At 55.7% G+C, this 18,491-nt stretch carries 15 protein-coding genes and 1 pseudogene; 10 read left to right on the forward strand and 6 right to left on the reverse strand.

What is annotated here, in order from left to right:
- Positions 1-420: 420 nt before the first annotated feature.
- The 3 genes from uxuA (at position 421) to uxuR (ending at position 4,065) form a co-directional block, all read left to right on the forward strand.
- Positions 421-1,605 carry a mannonate dehydratase gene (gene uxuA / locus RT120_RS08860; RefSeq protein ID WP_312981921.1) on the forward strand — a complete coding sequence of 395 codons (1,185 nt, stop codon included), beginning with the start codon at positions 421-423 and terminating at the stop codon, positions 1,603-1,605.
- 82 nt (positions 1,606-1,687) lie between these two features.
- Positions 1,688-3,157, forward strand: coding sequence for a fructuronate reductase (locus RT120_RS08865; RefSeq protein ID WP_312981922.1), 1,470 nt, complete (start codon positions 1,688-1,690; stop codon positions 3,155-3,157).
- 134 nt (positions 3,158-3,291) lie between these two features.
- Entirely contained in the window at positions 3,292-4,065 is a 774-nt protein-coding gene (gene uxuR, locus RT120_RS08870; RefSeq protein ID WP_312981924.1) for a Uxu operon transcriptional regulator, read from the forward strand.
- 36 nt (positions 4,066-4,101) lie between these two features.
- On the opposite strand, the gene greB is transcribed toward uxuR, so the two are convergent.
- Positions 4,102-4,590 (reverse strand): transcription elongation factor GreB, encoded by a 489-nt coding sequence (gene greB, locus RT120_RS08875; RefSeq protein WP_125292573.1) that lies wholly within the window; start codon positions 4,588-4,590, stop codon positions 4,102-4,104.
- A gap of 135 nt (positions 4,591-4,725) precedes the next feature.
- On the opposite strand from greB, the gene RT120_RS08880 reads away from it, so the two are divergent.
- From RT120_RS08880 to feoC, 4 genes are all read left to right on the forward strand, one after another.
- Positions 4,726-7,044 (forward strand): Tex family protein, encoded by a 2,319-nt coding sequence (locus RT120_RS08880; protein ID WP_312981930.1) that lies wholly within the window; start codon positions 4,726-4,728, stop codon positions 7,042-7,044.
- A 451-nt stretch (positions 7,045-7,495) separates the two neighbouring features.
- On the forward strand, positions 7,496-7,720 hold the full coding sequence (gene feoA, locus RT120_RS08885; RefSeq protein WP_312981931.1) for a ferrous iron transporter A: 225 nt from the start codon (positions 7,496-7,498) through the stop codon (positions 7,718-7,720).
- A gap of 24 nt (positions 7,721-7,744) precedes the next feature.
- Complete coding sequence (gene feoB / locus RT120_RS08890; RefSeq protein ID WP_312981933.1) at positions 7,745-10,063, forward strand: Fe(2+) transporter permease subunit FeoB; 2,319 nt, start codon at positions 7,745-7,747, stop codon at positions 10,061-10,063.
- 9 nt (positions 10,064-10,072) lie between these two features.
- Positions 10,073-10,309 (forward strand): [Fe-S]-dependent transcriptional repressor FeoC, encoded by a 237-nt coding sequence (gene feoC, locus RT120_RS08895; RefSeq protein WP_312981934.1) that lies wholly within the window; start codon positions 10,073-10,075, stop codon positions 10,307-10,309.
- A 57-nt stretch (positions 10,310-10,366) separates the two neighbouring features.
- On the opposite strand, the gene RT120_RS08900 is transcribed toward feoC, so the two are convergent.
- Both RT120_RS08900 and bioH read right to left on the reverse strand, forming a co-directional pair.
- A complete protein-coding gene (locus RT120_RS08900) occupies positions 10,367-10,636 on the reverse strand; it encodes a DUF1471 domain-containing protein (protein ID WP_312981936.1) in 270 nt (89 codons plus the stop codon).
- A 115-nt stretch (positions 10,637-10,751) separates the two neighbouring features.
- Positions 10,752-11,537 carry a pimeloyl-ACP methyl ester esterase BioH gene (gene bioH, locus RT120_RS08905; protein WP_312981937.1) on the reverse strand — a complete coding sequence of 262 codons (786 nt, stop codon included), beginning with the start codon at positions 11,535-11,537 and terminating at the stop codon, positions 10,752-10,754.
- 34 nt (positions 11,538-11,571) lie between these two features.
- On the opposite strand from bioH, the gene gntX reads away from it, so the two are divergent.
- Both gntX and nfuA read left to right on the forward strand, forming a co-directional pair.
- Complete coding sequence (gntX, locus tag RT120_RS08910; protein ID WP_312981938.1) at positions 11,572-12,255, forward strand: DNA utilization protein GntX; 684 nt, start codon at positions 11,572-11,574, stop codon at positions 12,253-12,255.
- A gap of 58 nt (positions 12,256-12,313) precedes the next feature.
- Complete coding sequence (gene nfuA, locus RT120_RS08915) at positions 12,314-12,889, forward strand: Fe-S biogenesis protein NfuA (protein WP_002436473.1); 576 nt, start codon at positions 12,314-12,316, stop codon at positions 12,887-12,889.
- A gap of 56 nt (positions 12,890-12,945) precedes the next feature.
- Here the strand turns inward: nfuA and RT120_RS08920 are convergent, their stop codons facing one another.
- Positions 12,946-13,467: an Rrf2 family transcriptional regulator gene (locus RT120_RS08920; RefSeq protein ID WP_312981940.1), complete on the reverse strand. Its 522-nt coding sequence runs from the start codon at positions 13,465-13,467 to the stop codon at positions 12,946-12,948.
- A 185-nt stretch (positions 13,468-13,652) separates the two neighbouring features.
- On the opposite strand from RT120_RS08920, the gene RT120_RS08925 reads away from it, so the two are divergent.
- Positions 13,653-14,855 (forward strand): FAD-dependent oxidoreductase, encoded by a 1,203-nt coding sequence (locus tag RT120_RS08925; protein WP_312981942.1) that lies wholly within the window; start codon positions 13,653-13,655, stop codon positions 14,853-14,855.
- A 109-nt stretch (positions 14,856-14,964) separates the two neighbouring features.
- On the opposite strand, the pseudogene RT120_RS08930 reads toward RT120_RS08925, so the two are convergent.
- Together RT120_RS08930 and malQ are read right to left on the reverse strand one after the other, a co-directional pair.
- Positions 14,965-16,279: pseudogene (locus RT120_RS08930) on the reverse strand (IS1182 family transposase).
- A gap of 109 nt (positions 16,280-16,388) precedes the next feature.
- A complete protein-coding gene (malQ, locus tag RT120_RS08935) occupies positions 16,389-18,491 on the reverse strand; it encodes a 4-alpha-glucanotransferase (RefSeq protein WP_312981943.1) in 2,103 nt (700 codons plus the stop codon).

Below are 18,491 nucleotides of genomic sequence, written 5' to 3' on the forward strand. Positions count from 1 at the left end.
TATTCTAGTCGAAATTGTTACAAAGCATATTTAACAGCAGGTTATCTGCCTATTTCATCACAATTTCGTCACCTCTCGCTGCCATCACGCCACTGTTTTTAGCAAAAGTAACGCAATTCGGATTCAGTTTAGACCTTAACGGCCCTTAAAATTGGTTGACCAATATTCAATGGTGCGGTGCCGATCGGCTTTTTTACTGGTGTAACACGCGTTTAACATGGCCATTCAAACTGTGACACGGTTAACCAATTCATCTCCACACATTGACTTTTTGTGGTTTTTAGACGAAGTTGTATGCCAACAAATAGAGTTGTTACACCACTATGTCGACATAGATAGATTAACTCGCCCTGGTGGTCAACCAATACATCCCTGGCGAAATGCCTTGACGGCATCCCGAAGACTGAGCAGAGGTAAAGCATGAAGCAGACATGGCGCTGGTACGGGCCCAACGATCCGGTAACGCTTTCAGATGTCCGACAAGCTGGCGCGACAGGCGTGGTCACCGCCCTTCACCATATTCCCAACGGCGAAGTCTGGACGGTTGACGAGATCCTCAAGCGTAAAGCCATCGTGGAAGAGGCTGGGCTGGTGTGGTCCGTGGTGGAAAGCATTCCTATCCACGAAGACATCAAAACCCACAGCGGCCAGTACGATTTGTGGATCAAAAACTACCAACAGTCGATCCGCAATCTGGCTGAATGCGGGATCTATACCATCTGCTACAACTTTATGCCGGTGCTGGACTGGACCCGTACCGACCTGGAATATGTGCTACCGGACGGCTCCAAAGCCCTGCGCTTCGATCAAATCGAATTCGCTGCGTTCGAAATCCACCTGCTGAAACGCCCTGGCGCGGAAGCGGACTACACCGCTGAAGAAGTTGAGCAGGCGAATGCCCGCTTCGCCGCCATGAGCGATGAAGACAAAGCGCGCCTGACCCGCAATATCATCGCCGGACTGCCGGGCGCGGAAGAAGGTTACACCCTTGAGCAGTTCAGCAAGCATCTCGAACGCTACGCGGATATTGATAAAGCCAAATTGCGTGAAAACTTCGCCTACTTCCTGAACGGCATTATCCCGGTCGCCGAACAGGTTGGCGTCCGTATGGCAGTGCATCCGGACGATCCGCCGCGCCCGATCCTCGGCCTGCCGCGCATTGTTTCCACCATTGAAGACATGCAATGGATGGTGGATACCGTCGCCAGCATGGCGAACGGCTTTACCATGTGCACCGGCTCCTATGGCGTGCGCGCCGACAACGATCTGGTGGATATGATCAAACAGTTCGGCCCGCGTATTTACTTCACTCACCTGCGTTCAACGATGCGCGAAGATAACCCGAAAACATTCCACGAAGCCGCGCATCTGGCTGGCGATGTGGACATGTACGAAGTGGTAAAAGCCATCGTTGAAGAAGAGCATCGCCGTAAAGCCGAAGGCGTGGATGACCTGATCCCGATGCGTCCGGATCACGGCCACCAGATGCTGGATGATTTAAAGAAAAAGACCAACCCCGGCTACTCCGCCATTGGCCGCTTAAAAGGCCTGGCAGAAGTCCGCGGCGTGGAATTGGCAATCCAGCGCGCTTTCTTCAGTCAGTAAATCTTCTCAGGGCGCGGCATCCGCTGCGCCCTGTCTCCTCTTCAAATTTGCATTCAGGCAGGCCCACTGCCCGGAGTTTAAAATGGAACCGACTATTGCTAACAGCACGCTGCCCGTGGCGCGTCCGCTGTGGGATAACGCACGTCTGTCATCCCGGATTGTTCACCTTGGCTGCGGCGCGTTTCACCGTGCGCATCAGGCGTTGTATACCCATCATCTGCTGGAGCAGTCCGACAGCGACTGGGGCATCTGCGAAGTTAATCTGATGCCCGGCAACGACCAGGTACTGATCGAAAACCTGAAAAAGCAAAACCTGCTGTATACCGTGGCGGAAAAGGGCGCGCAGCGCACCGAGCTGAAAATTATCGGTTCGATGAAAGAAGCGCTGCACCCGGCGATTGATGGCTGTGCAGGTATTCTGGCGGCGATGGCGCGCGAGCAAACCGCCATTGTCTCGCTGACCGTGACGGAAAAAGGTTACTGCACCGAGGCCGCCAGCGGTGAACTCGACCTTAACAACCCGCTGATCCAGCACGATCTGGCCCATCCCGACCAGCCAAAATCCGCTATCGGCTATATCGTTGAAGCGCTGCGCCTGCGCCGCGAACAGGGGCTGAAGGCGTTTACCGTGATGTCCTGCGATAACGTGCGGGAAAACGGACACGTGGCGCGCGCCGCCGTGCTTGGGCTGGCGAAAGCGCGCGACGCCGCGCTGGCCGACTGGATCGAAACCCACGTCACCTTCCCATGCACCATGGTTGACCGCATCGTTCCTGCCGCCACGGCGGAGACGTTGGACGACATCGCCAGCCAGTTGGGTGTTTACGACCCGTGTGCCATTGCCTGCGAGCCGTTCCGCCAGTGGGTGATTGAAGATAACTTCGTTAACGGTCGCCCAGAGTGGGACCGTGTGGGCGCGCAGTTTGTCGCAGACGTCGTGCCGTTTGAAATGATGAAGCTGCGGATGCTCAACGGCAGCCACTCCTTCCTCGCGTATTTAGGTTATCTGGGTGGCTACGAGACCATCGCCGACACCATGACTAATCCGGATTATCGCGACGCGGCGCTGGCGCTGATGCTGCGCGAACAGGCACCGACGCTCTCCATGCCGCAAGGCACCGATCTGGACGCCTATGCCCATTTGCTAATCGAACGCTTCAGCAATCCGTCGCTGCGCCACCGCACCTGGCAAATCGCCATGGACGGTAGTCAGAAGCTGCCGCAGCGTATGCTTGACCCGATCCGCCGCCATCTGCCCGAGGGTAATAACTGGTCGCACCTGGCGCTGGGCGTGGCGGGCTGGATGCGCTACGTGGCAGGCGTGGATGAGTACGGTAACGCCATTGATGTGGTGGACCCGCTGCTGGCGGACTATCAGGCTGTCGATGTTCATGCCAGCGTCGAACAGCGCGTAGAGGCACTGCTCGGTTTGAGCGCGATTTTCGGTCAGGATTTACCGGCGAATCCCGCGTTTGTTGCCGCCGTTGTGGCGGCATTGCAGCAACTGAACGCCAGCGGCGCACGCGCGGCGGTTGCAGCATTGAATAAGTAAGCCTTCAACAGGCCCGTCGGCTTACTGACGCGGCCTGTTTCTTCACTGACTCAGTAGGTTGATATGCTATAGTCAGGCCAATTACGGACGGTTTTCGACGCCGTTCGCCACCGAATCATTCTGACAGTAACGCAATGAAATCAAATACCACTCAACAGCGCCCTTATCAGGAAGTCGGCGTGATGCTGCGCAATATGATTGAGCAGAAACAGTACGCTATCGGCGAGCGGCTGCCGCCGGAACGGGAAATTGCCGACATGCTCAACGTGACGCGCACCGTCGTGCGTGAAGCGTTGATCATGCTGGAAATCGAAGGGCTGATTGAGGTGCGGCGCGGCGCAGGCATATTTGTCATTTCTACGCCTACAGCGCCAGCAAACACCCCTGCCGCTGCGGCGCAGTGCAACGATGCCGGGCCGTTTGAACTGCTCCAGGCGCGCCAACTGCTGGAGAGCAATATCGCCGAGTTCGCCGCGCTACAGGCGACCCGGGAAGATATCGTTAAAATGCGCCAGGCGCTGCTGCTGGAAGAACAGGAACTGGCATCCGATGCGCCGGATGAAACCGAGAGCGGCGATATGCAGTTTCACCTGGCGATTGCCGAAGCCACCCATAACAGCATGCTGGTGGAGCTGTTCAAACAATCCTGGCAATGGCGCGAGAATAACCCAATGTGGAGCCAGCTTCACCGCCATCTGGATAACACCCGCTACCGCAAAGAGTGGCTGTCGGACCATAAACAGATCCTGGCGGCGCTGATCAAGAAAGACGCTAAAGCCGCCAAGCTGGCGATGTGGCAGCACCTGGAAAACGTCAAACTGCGGCTGCTGGAGTTCTCTAACGTGGATGATATCTACTTCGACGGCTACCTTTTCGATTCATGGCCGCTGGATAATGTGAACGGTTAACATCAATACCTGGAGTTCATCCTCCAGGTATCTGCATTACTGCCCTTCCCCTTTCTCATAGCGAATACTGTTCACAAACCACATTTTTTCCCCTTCCGGGGTTTTTACCACAAACTCTTCATCGACCTGTTTTTTCAGGATGGCGCGCGCCATCGGTGAGTCGATGGAGATGTAATCTTTGCGCTCGCCGTAAATCTCTTCCGGGCCGACGATGCGAAAGGTTTTCACATCCCCCGCTTCGTTTTCAATTTCCACCCAGGCACCAAAGAACACCCGGCCCTCTTGCTGGGGTGAATAATCAACGATTTGCAGCTGCGGCATCAGTTTGCGCAGGAAGTGCACCCGCCGGTCAATCTGGCGCAGGATGCGTTTATTAAAGGTGTAGTCAGCATTTTCGGAGCGATCGCCGAGGCTCGCCGCCCAGGAGACGATTTTGGTGATTTCCGGGCGTTTCTCGTTCCAGAGATAGTCATGCTCTTGCTTAAGCTTGTTATACCCTTCGCGGGTAATCAGTTTGGTCGCCACGCGTTCACTCTCGGTTAATTAAACATAAACGGAACAGTCCGAATCCAGGGCAGCATCATGCGGCGACTGGCATTTTCATCCGGCAATCCGTATAACTGTGCCCTGAAATTTTCGCATCCAACAGATGAAATTGCCATGATGAATGATTCACTCAGCCGTATTATCGCCGGTGAACTTCAGGCCAGAGCCGAACAGGTCGCCGCCGCCGTTCGCCTGCTTGATGAAGGGAACACCGTACCGTTTATCGCCCGGTATCGTAAGGAAGTAACCGGCGGTCTGGACGACACGCAATTGCGTCAACTTGAGACGCGTCTGGGCTATTTGCGCGAGCTGGAAGAGCGCCGCCAGTCGATTATCAAATCGATTGAAGAGCAAGGGAAACTCACCCCGGAGCTGGCCTCCGCCATCAACGGCACGCTCAGCAAAACCGAACTCGAAGATTTATACCTGCCGTATAAACCTAAGCGCCGCACCCGCGGGCAAATCGCCATTGAAGCGGGCCTTGAGCCACTGGCGGACCTGCTGTGGAACACGCCGTCTCACGATCCTGAGACCGAAGCCGCAAAATTTATCGATGCCGATAACGGCGTGGCCGACAGCAAAGCCGCGCTGGACGGCGCGCGCTATATCCTGATGGAGCGTTTCGCCGAAGACGCTGCGCTGCTGGCGAAAGTCCGCGACTATTTGTGGAAAAACGCCCATCTGGTGGCGAGTGTAGTCAGTGGTAAAGAAGAGGAAGGCGCAAAATTCCGCGATTATTTTGACCATCATGAACCGATTGCAACCGTTCCTTCGCACCGCGCGTTGGCGATGTTCAGGGGCCGCAACGAAGGCGTGCTGCAACTGGCGCTGAATGCCGATCCGCAGTTCGATGAGCCGCCGCGTGAAAGCCACTGCGAGCAAATCATTATCGATCATCTGGGCTTACGCCTGAACAACGCCCCGGCTGACAGCTGGCGTCGCGCGGTAGTGAGCTGGACCTGGCGCATTAAGGTATTGATGCATCTGGAAACGGAGTTGATGAGCACCGTGCGCGAACGCGCCGAAGAAGAAGCCATCAACGTGTTTGCCCGTAACCTGCACGACCTGCTGATGGCGGCACCTGCCGGGCTGCGCGCCACTATGGGTCTCGATCCCGGCCTGCGCACCGGGGTAAAAGTGGCGGTCGTTGACGGCACCGGCAAACTGGTCGCCACCGATACCATTTATCCTCACACCGGCCAGGCTGCTAAAGCCGCCGTGGCGGTTGCCACGCTGTGCGCCAAACACAACGTCGAACTGGTGGCGATCGGTAATGGCACCGCGTCCCGTGAAACCGAACGTTTCTTCCTCGACGTGCAGAAGCAGTATCCGCAAATCACCGCTCAGAAAGTGATTGTCAGCGAGGCAGGCGCATCGGTTTATTCCGCCTCCGAGCTGGCGGCGCTGGAATTCCCGGATCTGGATGTGTCGCTGCGCGGCGCGGTTTCTATCGCCCGTCGTTTGCAGGACCCGCTGGCGGAGCTGGTGAAAATCGATCCAAAATCCATCGGCGTCGGCCAGTATCAGCATGACGTCAGCCAGTCACAGCTGGCGCGCAAACTGGATGCGGTGGTGGAAGACTGCGTAAACGCCGTGGGCGTGGACCTGAATACCGCATCGGTGCCGCTGTTAACCCGCGTGGCCGGGCTGACGCGCATGATGGCGCAGAATATCGTGAGCTGGCGCGATGAAAACGGCCAGTTCCAGAATCGCCAGCAGTTGTTGAAAGTCAGCCGCCTGGGGCCGAAAGCCTTTGAACAGTGCGCAGGCTTTTTGCGTATCAACCACGGCGATAACCCGCTGGACGCTTCTACCGTTCACCCGGAAGCCTATCCCATCGTTGAGCGGATCCTGGCCGCCACCCGGCAGTCGTTGCGCGATTTGATGGGCAACAGCAATGAATTGCGTAATCTGAAAGCGGTGGATTACACCGACGAGCGTTTCGGCGTGCCGACGGTGAGCGACATCATCAAAGAGTTGGAAAAACCGGGCCGCGATCCGCGTCCTGAGTTTAAAACCGCGCAGTTTGCCGAAGGAGTGGAAACCCTTAACGATCTGACGCCGGGCATGGTGCTGGAAGGCGCGGTGACTAACGTGACTAATTTCGGCGCTTTCGTGGATATCGGCGTCCATCAGGACGGACTGGTGCATATCTCCTCACTGTCGGACAAGTTTATCGACGATCCGCATAAGGTGGTGAAAGCGGGTGATATCGTGAAGGTCAAAGTACTGGAAGTGGATTTGCAGCGTAAGCGCATTGCACTGACGATGCGGCTTGATGAGCAACCGGGCGAAAGTACGCCGCGCCGCAGCGCAGGCGGCCCTGCCTCCCGCCCGGCGCAGCAGCAAAAACCCCGGGCGCGCGATAATAAGCCTTCGGGCAATAGCGCTATGGGTGATGCCCTCGCCGCCGCTTTTGGTAAAAAACGTTAAAAAAACAGGCCGGGAAACCGGCCTTTTATTGCAGATGTCATATTTCGCAATATGAGAAAAGAGGCTTGTTTTCGATTATTGATTTTATTGAATTTACCTGCACCGATTATCATAAAATAAACGCGCCATTCTCATTTTAATAACAAAAAAATGATCTCAGCAACCTTTATCGCGTTATTACCCGCGCACCCGATTTTAACCCAATCCCTTGAAAGTATTAATTTTTCTTAATACAGGCTCATTTCAAGCGTTTATTTTTCATTCTTTGCGCCAAAACAACGAATGGTTAAATATTGTATTTAGCAACACATTCTGCATTGAAGATAAAAACCATTCTCATTATCATACCTTTCCATCAAGATTATCCTTTTCCGCAAATGAATCTGGATTTCCCTGTCTGCCTTCCAGACAGGGAAATCGTGTTTCCGCTTACGAAAGATAAGAAGGCTTTATGCACTTTTGCGCTAACAGTACCTGGAAAATCACCGGCTTTGCCCGGGAAATTAGCCCGGCTTACCGTCAAAAATTACTTTCGTTAGGTTTACTTCCCGGCTCCTCGTTTGACGTGGTGCGCGTCGCCCCGCTGGGCGATCCGATCCATATTTCCACTCGCCGGGTAAACCTTGTATTACGCAAAAAGGATTTGGCGCTGGTACAGGTTGAAGCAACGTCCTGATCATTTCTTGAGTTCAGACTGAATATGAAAAAGCTAACCATTGGATTAATCGGCAACCCGAACTCAGGGAAAACCACCCTGTTTAACCAGTTAACCGGCTCCCGGCAGCGGGTGGGCAACTGGGCAGGGGTGACCGTTGAACGCAAAGAGGGTTTCTTCGCCACACCAGAGCATCAGGTCACGCTGGTGGATTTACCCGGCACCTACTCCCTGACAACGATCTCCTCCCAAACCTCGCTCGATGAACAAATCGCCTGTCATTATATTTTGAGCGGCGATGCTGACCTGCTGATTAACGTGGTGGATGCCTCTAACCTTGAGCGCAACCTCTATCTGACGCTGCAACTTCGCGAGCTGGGCATCCCCTGCATCATCGCCCTGAACATGCTGGATATCGCTGAGAAACAGCAGATCCGCATTGATGTTGATGCGCTGGCGAACCGCCTCGGCTGCCCGGTGGTGCCGCTGGTCTCCACGCGCGGACGCGGCATCGATACCCTGAAGCGGATTATCGACCGCGACCATCAGGCGCAAAACGCTATCGACGTGCATTACGCCGAACCGCTTTGCCATGAAGCGAACGCGCTGGCGGACCTGATGCCCGGCGAAATGCCGTTTACCCAACGCCGCTGGCTGGGTTTGCAGATGCTGGAAGGCGATATTTACAGCCGCGCGTTTGCGGGTGATGCCGCACAAAAGCTGGGCGTTTCCCTGGCACGCCTGAGTGAAGAGATGGACGATCCGGCGCTGCATATCGCCGACGCGCGCTATCAAAGCATTGCCGCTATTTGCGACAGCGTCAGCAACAGCTTAACGGCAGAGCCCCATCACTTAACCACCGCGCTGGATAAAATCGTTATCAACCGTTTTCTCGGCATCCCGGTGTTTTTGCTGGTGATGTACCTGATGTTCCTGCTGGCGATTAACATTGGCGGCGCATTGCAGCCGCTGTTTGACGTGGGTTCGGCGGCGATCTTTATCCACGGTTTGCAGTGGGTTGGCGCAACGTTCCACTTTCCGCAATGGCTAACTATTTTCCTCGCCCAGGGGATTGGCGGCGGTATCAATACCGTTCTGCCGCTGGTGCCACAAATCGGCATGATGTATTTGTTCCTCTCGTTTCTTGAGGATTCCGGCTATATGGCGCGCGCGGCGTTCGTGATGGACCGCCTGATGCAGTCCCTCGGCCTGCCTGGCAAATCCTTTGTGCCGCTGATCGTCGGTTTCGGCTGCAACGTGCCGTCGGTAATGGGCGCGCGCACTCTGGATGCGCCGCGTGAACGTCTGATGACCGTGATGATGGCACCGTTTATGTCCTGCGGCGCGCGGCTGGCGATTTTTGCGGTCTTCGCCGCCGCCTTCTTTGGCCAGCAGGGCGCGCTGGTGGTGTTTTCGCTGTATCTGTTAGGCATCGTGATGGCGATCCTCACTGGCCTGATGCTGAAGCACACCATCATGCGCGGCGAAGCGACCCCGTTTGTGATGGAACTGCCGGTTTATCATGTGCCTCACCTGAAGAGCCTGGTGCTGCAAACCTGGCAGCGCCTGAAATCCTTCGTGATGCGTGCCGGGAAAGTCATCGTAGTCGTGAGTATTTTCGTCGGGGCGTTAAACAGCTTTTCCTTCAGCGGCAAACCGGTAGACAACATTAATGATTCCGCGCTGGCGTCGGTGAGCCAGGTCCTCACCCCGCTACTGAAACCCATCGGCGTACAGGAAGATAACTGGCAGGCTACGGTCGGTCTGTTTACCGGCGCGATGGCGAAAGAAGTGGTGGTCGGTACGCTAAACACCCTGTACACCGCAGAAAATATCCACCAGGAAGAATTCGACGCCGCCAGCTTTAGCCTGATCGATGAACTGGGCGGCGCAGTAGAAGAAACCTGGCAGAGCCTGAAAGACACTTTCAGCCTGAGCGTGCTGATGAACCCGATTGAAGCCAGCAAAGGCGACGGTGAGATGGAAAGCGGCACCATGGGCATGATGAGCGCGAAATTCGGCAGCAGCGCCTCGGCGTACAGCTACCTGATTTTTGTGCTGCTGTACATTCCGTGCATTTCAGTGATGGGCGCTATCGCCCGCGAAACCAGCCGTAGCTGGATGGGTTTCTCCATTCTGTGGGGGCTGAATATCGCCTACTCGCTGGCGACACTTTTCTACCAGACCGTGACATTCCACCAGCATCCGCAATACAGCCTGACGTGCATCGTGGCGGTGGTATTGTTTAACGTACTGGTGCTGACGTTATTGCGCCGGGCCCGTAGCCGCGTTGACCTCGGCGTGCTGGGGCAGCGCAAGGCGGCGGAAGTCTGTTGTGAAACGTCTTCCAACCACTGCCATTAAGGTGAAAGCATGGCGACGCTGATACAGATACGGGATTTGCTGGCATTACAGGGGCGTCTGGAGGCCAGCCAGATGAGCGAGCTGCTCGCGACGCCGCGTCCAATGATTGACGCCATGCTGTCGCGGCTGGAGGCGATGGGCCGGGCAAAGCGCGTAACGGAAGATTTGAGCGGGTGTTTATCAGGCAGTTGTAAACGCTGCCCTGAAGGAAATGCTTGCCAAAAAACGTTCTGGACGCTTCAATAGCAAAACAAAAAAGAAAGGCAGTGGCACTAAAAAAGGCGGGTTACCCCGCCTTTTTCATTATTTGTACACGTCTGCTGTCGCGCGGACATCTTCAGTTTTCTTGTCGGCGCTGGTAATAACATAATAGGTGCCGCCCAGCTCATCAGCTTTTTGTGACAGCTCTTTTTTGGCATCCATCGGCGATGTTTTATCGCTGGTAGAAATTGTGCCAACTTTCGTCAAATTCATTCCGGCCACTTTATCTTTTTCAAGCTCTTTGGCAGCAAAAACGCCAAACGAAAGCGAGCCAATAACCAGAGAAGTAACAATGCCAGTGACTAATTTCATAGCTTCACACTCCTTAGAAAGGTTTATTGTTTTGTGATGCCTGGCGGGGGCGACTCAGCGCCGAAAAATAAAAATTGCCCGTAAGGACAACCACTTTCTAAGTATTGACCGGTATTTATACTTTTGCCACAGACTGACGCAGGCTAAATAACAGCTCGCAGAACATTTCAGAATTATTGATAAAAGGCGCATGAGCCGCTTTATCAAACATTACCGACGGGCTATTCGGATAGCGTTCGTCCAGCAACCCTGCCACTTTACGCGGCACCAGCCCATCCAACCGGCCGTACAAACGCCAGAATGGCATCGTCAACGACGCCAGATCGGCACGCAAATCGGCGGATTTAAGGATTTCCAGCCCGCCATTTAGCACCTCAACGGAAGGCATCGGCGCATCCAGCACCACGGCTTTAAGGCGACGGGCATCCTGACGGGCGCTTTCCGTGCCCAGGGTTTGCAGCGCCAGGAAGCGCTCAACGGTACGCTGAAAATCTTCGCTTAATTGCTGTTGAAAACCAGCCAGCACGGAGGGCTTAATCCCCGGCCACTGCTCTTCTTCACGGGCGGTGAAACAGGGAGATGACGCGACGGTCACCAGCGCATCAACCCGTTCCGGATGCGTTAAGGCGATCTTACTCGCCACCAGCCCACCCAGGCTCCAGCCCAGCCAGATGGCTTTATCCGGCGCCTGGCGCAGTACGCATTTCGCCATTGCGTCAAGATCCATCGCCCCGAAACCGGTGCTGCGGCCATAGCCCGGTAAGTCGACAAGATGCAGAGTAAATTGCGAGGCTAATTGCTCGCTAATGCAATCCCATACGCCGGCATTCAGTCCCCATCCGTGCAACAGCACAAGATGAACATTTCCCTCTCCCCGGGTCTGCCACCAGATGTCATTCATTCGCTAAAGTCTCTTTTTTGTCAGGAAGACCACGATGCTAACAGTACCCGCCTTGTGTTGGCTATGCAGGATGCCGCTTGCTGTTTCCCATTGGGGAATATGTTCCTGCTGTTACGCGGCACTGCCCGCCCCTCCATCCTGCTGCCCGGTTTGCGGGTTGCCCGCTGTGGTCACTACCTTGCCCTGTGGACGCTGTTTGGGAAAGCCTCCGCCGTGGCAACGGCTCCTGTACGTGACGGATTACCGCCCGCCGTTAAGCACGCTGGTGCAGGCGCTGAAGTTTTACCGGCAAACCGGCCTGGCCCAGCCGTTGGCGCGGCTGATATTGCTGCGCCAACGCCAGGCACAGCGGGAATGGGCATTGCCAGCTCCCGATTTAATTATCAGCGTACCGCTACACCGACGGCGGGCCTGGCGGCGGGGGTTTAACCAGAGCGCACTGCTGGCGAAACCGCTCGCACGCTGGCTGGGTTGCCGCTATGAGGCACAGGCGCTGCGGCGCGTCAGGAATACGCCTGTTCAACACCATCTCAGCGCGCGATTACGTAAAAAGAACCTGCGCACGGCTTTTCGTCTTGAATTACCCGTACGCGATCTCCATATCGTTATTGTGGATGACGTCGTTACAACGGGCAGTACGGTCGGAGAAATTGCCAAACTATTGCATCGCCATGGCGCGGCGACTGTCCAGGTATGGTGCCTGTGTCGAACCTTGTAGAGGGTCGATGATGGGCGTATTATAACCAGGTAAAATAGTCAACTATTAGGCCATTGCTATGATTCGTATTTCCGATGCTGCCCAGGCGCACTTTGTCAAACTTCTGGCTAACCAGGAAGAAGGCACCCAAATCCGCGTGTTCGTGATCAATCCAGGTACACCGAATGCAGAATGCGGCGTGTCGTACTGCCCGCCGGATGCGGTTGAAGCCAGCGACACGGCGCTGACCTTTGAACATCTCACCGCTTACGTGGACGAGTTAAGCGCTCCGTATCTGGAAGACGCGGAAATCGACTTTGTCACCGACCAGTTAGGTTCGCAACTGACGCTGAAAGCGCCGAACGCCAAAATGCGTAAAGTGTCCGATGACGCCCCGCTGATGGAGCGCGTGGAGTATCTGCTGCAATCGCAGATTAACCCGCAGTTGGCAGGCCACGGCGGTCGCGTATCGCTGATGGAAATCACCGACGAAGGCTTCGCCATTCTGCAATTTGGCGGCGGCTGCAACGGTTGCTCCATGGTGGACGTAACGCTGAAAGAAGGGATCGAGAAGCAACTGCTGAACGAGTTCCCGGAACTGAAAGGCGTTCGCGACCTGACCGAACACCAGCGCGGCGAGCACTCTTACTATTGATTTTCTGACCGCTACAAAGCCAAAAGGCGCTTGAATAAGCGCCTTTTTTGTGTCGGTTAGCGCGCCGTCTGCCGCCCACCTCGCTTTGCCCCCAGCCATTCCTGCACTTCCACCACATAGCTTTCTGGCGCTTTCTTTAGCATTCTGCGAGTTAAATCGAGAATGGTGTGCTGACTTAACGCGTCGTACATACGTGCCTGTGCGTTTTCCATCACTACTCTTACGCTACAGGGACTATCGCAAGCCCAGTCAGGTAACGTATCACCGAATATCGCCATTCGTTGGCGAACTTCACGGCATTCAAACAGCGGCTTGTTGTCATCAATTGCCAGGACAACATCCAGCATGGTGATGGTTTCCGGCGCACGCGCCAAGCGATATCCGCCGCCGCGTCCTTCAAGGCTTTCAATCAACCTGGCTTTCGCCAGTCGAGTGAATACCTTTCCCAGATAGTCGTATGGAATACCATGTAAATCAGCGATTTCCCGAACGCTCATATCCTGTGCATTGCCCTTAGCATCCACCATACACATCAGGCCATGGATGCCGTATTCCACACCAGAACTGAAAAAACTCACCAGGTAACTCCGATTACATTAGTCCGAGGAGTTCAATAGCATTGAACATAATAAAAGCATTGATACCGATTATCCCAGTAAATTTCTGAAGATGATATTTCCTTGATGAAAATTTTTTTGGATTTGATTTAGATACTAAGACTGATATAGTCGCAGTTAAGCAATCGAGCACATTGAGGATATAAATGAGTCGTCAAATTTTGGTAATTGGCTGTGGTTTTGCCGGGATGTGGGCCGCATTAAGCGCGGCGCGCCAGGTTGAATTACAACAGGGGCAGGACGTCAGCGTCACGGTGTTAGCGCCGCAACCCGCGTTGCGCGTGCGTCCGCGCTTTTATGAAGAACATCCGGCTGACTGCTCTGCGCCGCTGGATGCCTTATTCTCGGCGACCGGGGTTAACTTTTTGCGTGGTAACGCCACCCGCGTGGATGCGGCGGCCCGTGAAGTGCATTACCTGAAGGATTCCGGCGAAAGCTGCGTCGTAAGCTATGACAAACTCGTGCTGGCGAGCGGCAGCCAGTTGAATCGCAATAACATTTCTGGCGCAGATGCGTTTGCTTTCGACATCGATCAGGCTGAAAGTGCGGAGAAATTCAATGCCCACCTGCGCTCGCTGGCAGCGGTGCCTGCATCGGCAGCACGTAATACCGTTGTGGTGTGCGGCGGCGGATTAACGGGGATTGAGCTGGCGATGGAATTGCCGGCCCGCCTGGCGAAAATCTTTACCGATGGCGCAACGCCCAGGGTGATGGTGATTGAGCGCGCCGCACAGATCGGCGGTCATTTCGGACAGGAACTGCGCGATGTGATCGCCCAGGCGTCGAATGAGCTTAACGTCGAATGGCGTCTCAATAGCAGCATAGAAACCATCCAGCAGAACGGTGTGACACTTACTGACGGGACGTTTATTGAATCACACTCTGTCGTACTGACCGCTGGCGTGAGTGCCAGCCCGCTCACGCTTCAGATTGAAGCACCGCGTGATAATCGCGGTCGCCTGCACGTTGACGCGAATCTTCAGGTTATCGGCCAGCCGGATATTTTCGCCACCGGCGATGTGGCGTATGCCGCCTGCGATAACGAAGGCCATCACGCGTTTATGACCTGCCAGCACGCCATTCCGCTGGGTAAATACGCCGGGAATAATGCGGCGGCGGCGTTGCTGAATGCCGAGCCGTTGGCGTATCAGCAGCCGTTTTACGTGACCTGCGTGGATCTTGGACCGTGGGGTGCGGTGTATACCGAAACGTGGGCGCAGGAGGTTAAAATGGTGAAAGAGGAAGCGAAAAAGCTGAAAACGGCGATCACCAATGAGTTGATTTATCCGCCTGTTGCCGATAAAGAAAAAGCGTTTACCCTCGCGGATCCGCTGGCACCGTTTGTTTAAACCAGTAAAGGCGCTGAATCAGCGCCTTTCAGACTGCTGACGAACCCCATGTTTTACGTGGGGTTCTTCTTTTGTAGCGACCTCAGGTCGCGATCGCGATATTTTTCCGTTACCACTCTGTGATGTGTTTCTGCCGGCTTACCGGCCTGCTGAGCCTTCCTGCCAGCCCTTTCACTACCTGTAACAGCCAGTAAAACAGCGCCAGCAGCGCCATCTTCTTCATATTCTGCGCTGTCGCCGCAAGCAGGCACTGCATCTGCACCTTCATCAGATCCCGGAACCGCGCATACCGGTGACCATGATGCTGTTTCGCATCCGCGAAGCTGCGCTCCACCGTCTCCTTTCGCCGCGCATACACCTTTTTGCCCCATTTCGTCAGTCGCAGCGCGTTGGCCTTCTCCTTCGCCTCTTCCCAGACGTGCCGCGTTATCGTCTTCTGCATCTGTCGGTTTGTTGTGCATTTCGCCCGCGCCGGACACACATACACATCCTTCTGTGGGTCGTACCTGAAGTGCTTTTTCTGGTAATCATTCTGGCCCTGATTCGGCCTCCGGTAACCCGGTACCAGCGCGATGCCCGTCTCCTGCGTCAGATGGCACACCGCCGCCGTGAAGTAGCCTGCATCCACGCCCGCCGCCACCGTCTCCAGCCCGAACCGTTCCGTCTGGCGTTTCAGCCGCGCGATGCGTGTCCATGATGATGCCATGTTTCCCGTCCACCGTGCGGTGGTCCAGCCAGAAGAACCCCTTCGGCTTGCCTTCCCGGTGCATGAACCTGCTTTCCGGGTCGGTGGTGCTCACTTTGGTGTTCTTAACGGCGGCTGCGCTTTCTGGCGTCTTTTTTACACCGGGCAGCGGCTTTTTTGCGTGCTGCTTCCTGTCGGCCTCCACCGCTGCATTGAGTTGCTCCAGGTATTCGCTGACGCCCTCCGGGCGCAGTTCATTCACCGCCTTGCGCGGGCTGGCATCTGCCTTCAGATGGGTGCTGTCGGTATAAAGCACCCGGCCATTCGCCATGCCCTGACCCAGCGCCTGCCCCACGATATGGTCAAAAATTTGCTGGAACACATCGCTGTCGTTAAAGCGGCGGATGCGGTTCTGGCTGAGGGTGGAGGCATCCGGCACTTTCTCCGTCAGGCCCATACGCAGGAACCAGCGGTAGGCCACGTTGACCTGAATTTCTTTAACCAGACGGCGCTCAGAGGGGACGCCGAAGAGATAACCCAGCAGCATCATCTTAATCAGACGCACCGGGTCGATAGCGGGCCTGCCGTTGTCAGGGCAGTAGAGGTGCGCGACCGCATCGCGGATAAATTCAAAGTCGATGGTGGCGTCGATTTTACGCACCAGATGGTCTTCGGGGACGAGTTCGTCGAGGGTGATGGTTTCAAACTGGTACTGCTGCGGGGAAGGTTCTCTGAGCATGGCGGTCAGTCCGTTTTTTGCACTGACCTTATTAGATCAAAGTCCTGACTTTACGGCCAGGACTTTGTCAGCACTCTGAAAGGCGCTGAATCAGCGCCTTTTTTCTGGGTTATTTCTTTAACGCACGCTTGCGCGAAGCCGCGCGGCGTCGCTTATCCAGATCCTTGATCAGCGTGTTGACGCCTTCGTCGGCGAACATTTTCTCAAGGGGCGCGGATAATTTACGCCGCCAGTTTTTGTACTGATAGCTGGTGCCAGGAATATTCACCGGGTCCGCCATATCCAGCCAGTCTTCCGGCTGTAAGCCCAGCAGGGCGCAGTGCGTATCGGCGATATAACGCTGCATGGCCCGGTTGAGCAGCGGCGTCATTTTCATCCCTCTCGCTTTACGCCCCACGCTTTTCGGCAGGCAGTTGTACTGATGCAGCGCGTCCAGTAGCCCCTGTTTGGCGCGTTCGCGATCTTCATACAACCCGCGCAGCACGATTTCATCCGGGTACAGGCCCAGCGTTTTTCCGAGGGTTAAATCGCCGCTTTCCCAGTAGCCGCGCAGAGTCGGTAAGTCGTGGGTGGTCGCCACCGCCATCGCCTGCTCAGGCCAGGCCTGCGGTGCGCGATAGTGCTTGCGGGAGTCGTTTTCGAAATAGAGCACTTTGTAGGAGTAGACGCCGTTCTGGCGCAGTTTGCCGACGATTTCCACCGGCACGGTGCCCAAATCCTCGCCAATCACCATGCACTGGTGGCGCTCGCTTTCCAGCGCCAGGATCGCCAGTAAATCATCCACCGGATAATGCACATAAGCGCCCTGATCCGCGGTCTCGCCGTAAGGGATCCACCACAACCGCAGCATCGACATCACGTGGTCGATACGCAACGCGCCGCAGTGGGTCATATTGGCACGCAATAGCTGGATAAACGGCTCATAGCCGCGTGCGGTCATCACGTGCGGGTCCATCGGCGGCAAGCCCCAGTTTTGACCGAGCGGCCCGAGGATATCCGGCGGTGCGCCGACCGATGCTTTCAGGCAGTACAGCTCCCGGTCACACCAGGTTTCCGCGCCGCCTTCCGCTACGCCTACCGCCAGATCGCGATACAGGCCGACCGGCATGCCGTGTAACTGGCTGGTTTCCCAGCATTCAGCGAACTGTTTCCAGGCCAGCCATTGCAGCCACAGGTAAAAGTTAACCTGGTCCGCATTCTCCTTGCAGAAGGCTTTCACCTGCGGGCTGTCGATGGACTGATATCCCTCGGGCCAGACAGGCCAGCCCCAGCGCAGTTCATCTTCTTTTACCTGTTCCGCGTGCAGCGCGTCGAACGCAGCCTGCCAGTAAAGGCTTTCGCCTTCGCTGTCGACAAAATCACGGAAGCCGCGAACCTGTTCGTCATCTTCGCCGCGCAGCGAAAATTGCTTCCAGGCCAGACGCAGGCCCGCCATTTTCAAGGCTGTGACCGCAGAATAGTCGACCCATTGCGCATCCCGAGCCGCTTTCAGGGATTGCTGAGTGGTGGGCATTTCCCACCAGCTGCGCGCCTCTTCGCTTTGCTGGAAATCGTCGATAGCGTTCACGTCGATATAAATCACGTTCATCCAGCGGCGCGACGATGGGCTATAAGGGCTGGCGCTTTCCGGATTCGCGGGATAGAGCGCGTGGATCGGGTTCAGGCCGATAAAGCTGCCGCCCCGTTGCGCCACGGACACCAGCATCCGCTTCAGATCGCCGAAATCGCCAATCCCCCAGTTAGTGCGCGAGCGCAGGGTATAAAGCTGAACGCAGGCGCCCCAGATTTTTTCGCCTTTAACGATGGTTTCCGGTTCAAAGCAGCGTTTTGGCGCGACGATCAACCGGCATTCCCACTGTTGGGATTTCTGTTTCAGCGTCAGGGTGTGGTAACCCCGAGGCAATTTGGCGGGAAGCCGCAGGCTGTCGCCGCCTGCCGCGCTCCCCGTATGCTGCTTGCCCGCTTCGGTGGTCAACAGCCATTCAAATTCGCCTTTGCCTTCAAGGGCAATCGCCATGCGGGTACTTGAACGCAGCACCTTTACGCCGGGGATCGGCGCCGCAGCCGGTTTTTTAACCGCATGAGTGCGGTTCATTGCTTCCAGCAGGCGGCGCTTGGTTTCTGTACCAATCGCCTGAGCTTTGCCGTGAGCATTAATGTAATTAGCGCTAATACCCGCCTCGAGGGCGGCATTATTCAGGCGTTTATCCAT

This window comes from Atlantibacter sp. (assembly GCF_032062175.1).
Classification (GTDB): Bacteria; Pseudomonadota; Gammaproteobacteria; order Enterobacterales; family Enterobacteriaceae; genus Atlantibacter.